The following is a 2,615-nucleotide window of genomic DNA, read 5'->3' on the forward strand; positions in this document are numbered from 1 at the left end:
CCTTGTAATACCCGACCGCCTCCTTCACGGACCCCGCTCGCTCCTCCTCGTCCCGCGCCGGCAACTCCGTCAGGGCTCCAGCGAGGTTGTTCCGGGTGCCCGCCCATTCCACCGGGTAGCGGTCCCGCGTATAGACCCCGAGCGCCTCCTTGTAATACCCCACCGCCTCCTTCACGGACCCCGCCCGCTCCTCCGCGTCCCGCGCTGGCAGCTCCCGGAGCGCGTTGGCGAGGTTGTTCAGGGTCGAACCGTACAGGTCCCGGTACTGATACCGGTCCAGGCGGGCGAGGATCTCCCGAAGCGCCGACGTGCCCAGGCCGACCGCCCTTAGCTTCGCCTCGATGCTCCTGGCCGGCGCCTGAAGAAGGGCGACCGCTGCATCGCTCAACGCCTCCCACCTGGACTGGGAGGGGAGCTCATCGGCCTCTGAACTGAGCAAGTCCCTGACCAACTCGGCTAAGGGCTCCACGTCGGCCTCTGCCACCCTCAGCCGGGCCCGAGAGAGTCTGAATCCAGCGTCCCACCGATTCGCCTCCCTGATCGCGTCGCGAAGCTTCTGGTACTCCTGGGCCAGTGTCGAGCGGGGATGCTCGATATGTCTGGCATCCTCCTTGAGAAATAGAGGAGGAAAAATCGGAAAGAAGAAGTCTGGCCGCCGGCCGAGAACGTGTTCGACATGGATCAGCCGCTCTTCGAGGAGCGCCTCCTCCCCCTCAGGAAGCATCGCCGCGACCAGCCGGACCTCAAGGCGGTCCCCGTAGAGGGTCTCCTGGCCCACCTGGTCCAGGACCTGCTTGATGCCGTCAAGCCCCTGCTCTCCCAGGCCCAAGAAGAGCACCACGAGGTCGGGGAGGAGCCGGGTGCAGACCCCCCCGATGTCCGTGAGGCCCGTGCGCGAATCGATCACCACATAGTCAAATCGGAGCAATTCCCACGCCCGCCTCAAGTCTCTGAAGAGGGTCAGGCCCGGCGCCCCTTGCTTCTTGTCGAACGCCGCTCCAAAGAACTCCCTCATCCGGGAAAACGCCTTGGGGAAGGCCGGCGTCCCGACGGCCCCGGCCGGCATCACGGCGAGCCGGCCTTCAAATCCTTCGGGATGATAAAGGTAATTCTTCGGGTCCTGGGTCTGCTTCGCCTCCCAGGAGTCGGCAATCAGCTCCGCCACCCCGCCCCGCCGCTCGCCGCGCCTGGGAGCGAGCGCCGGGAGGTAGGTAAGGCCTGGCGCTTCGAGGTCGAAGTCCACCAGGAGCACCTGCAGCCCGGCATCGGCCAGCGAGACCGCTATATTGGCGGCTGCGAGGCTCCGGCCGACTCCGCCCTTGAATGAGTAAAACGTGACGACGTACATCCGGGGGCTACGCTGCCATCTGCTCCCGCGGCTCCAACAACCCTCTGTCCAGATTTGCCCAAGCAGATTGGATCCCAGGGTCGTCAGGCCGCGAGTAAACGCGGGCGAAGCGGGCAGGCACGGGGTGTGGCTGCGGGGGGGTTTGAAGGACCTCCCACGCTCGGGGATTCCGTTCGGGAAATCGCGTCTGCCCGTAGGTCTCCCGGAGCGCCTCGAATTCCTTCTTGTACCCGTCAAAGGCCCGCACCAGGTCATCCCACATCGCCGTGTCGGTGCCCAGCTCAATGGAAACGGAAAACAACGTGTTGACCAGAGGAACAGGAGGGTGGGCGGCCTGCGCGCGTCTGATGAACCCCGGAAGGTGGCGGATCGCGGCAGCGACAGAGATCCGCAGGAGCCCCTGGATGGCGATCGGGGCATAGCGGAGGTCGTCCAGTTCCCGCTCCCAGAACGCGATCAGGCGGTCGATCGACCCCTGGACAGGGCGCTGGTGGGCGACCAACGCGCGCAAGGCTACGAGGTGGAGGTCCAGCCCAGCCCCTCTCTGGCTTTCCAGCAGTCTCCCCGTCACGGCTAGGTCCGTGATGAACTCGGTGATGTCCTCTGAAACCGGAAGCGATCCCGCCAGGGTGAACAGCGCCTCGACCCACCGCGGGTCTCCGGTCCGGTGAGCGCCCTCGGCAATGGCCTCGGCCAGGAGCCCTCCGGCAAGGGTCCCGACCCGGAGGGGGAGCGCCTCGTCGGGCATTGGATTGACTTCCCCGAGGAGGAATTCCAGCGGCCGAAGATCAGAGGGAATCCGTACAGAGGGCAAGGTGGTCTTTCCTCCGAGATAACGCCTGAGCCATTCCTTCCCTTGATCCTCGGTCAGTTCCAGAAGGAACCCAAAAGGACTCTCCGGCATGCCGCCCTCCTCTTCTATTCCCTCTCGATAAATGTCGGTTCTCCGAGCGCTGTGACCGGAAACGGTGCCACGACGACTTCCCGGACCCCGTCAGTCCCGTCCTCAGTGGTGAGGTTCTTCGTTGTCCCACAGGGGGCGCCCGCGGGAGGAGGCACGAAATGGAGGTGAGTACCCGCATCGAAGGCCGTGGGGACCCGCGCTGGCCCCACCTCCCTCCTGCTATACCTGAGCAGGGCATGAGCGACAGGAGTTCGCCATGGATCCAGGCCGACGACCTGACGGCAACGGTCAGCCCGAGTACCGGCTGGAAACTTCGAGTTGCGGTCCTCCTCAAAAGTCGAAAAAACCACGGGTGGGTCCCCC

At 65.2% G+C, this 2,615-nt stretch carries 2 protein-coding genes; both read right to left on the reverse strand.

Features of this window, described 5'->3' with window-relative positions; genetic code table 11:
* Positions 1-1,348: AAA family ATPase (locus HY726_10115; GenBank protein ID MBI4609355.1), on the reverse strand; the 1,348-nt coding region annotated here is incomplete at its 3' end.
* Positions 1,349-1,355: 7 nt separating this feature from the next.
* Positions 1,356-2,252, reverse strand: a complete 897-nt coding sequence (locus HY726_10120; GenBank protein MBI4609356.1) for a hypothetical protein — start codon at positions 2,250-2,252, stop codon at positions 1,356-1,358.
* Between the last annotated feature and the right edge of the window lie 363 nt (positions 2,253-2,615).

Source organism: Candidatus Rokuibacteriota bacterium, assembly GCA_016209385.1.
Lineage (GTDB): Bacteria > Methylomirabilota > Methylomirabilia > Rokubacteriales > CSP1-6 > JACQWB01.

Excerpts from the sequence above, each read along its gene's own strand:
- HY726_10120 (MBI4609356.1), bottom strand. The coding sequence starts at position 2,252 with ATGCCGGAGAGTCCTTTTGGGTTCCTTCTGGAACTGACCGAGGATCAA.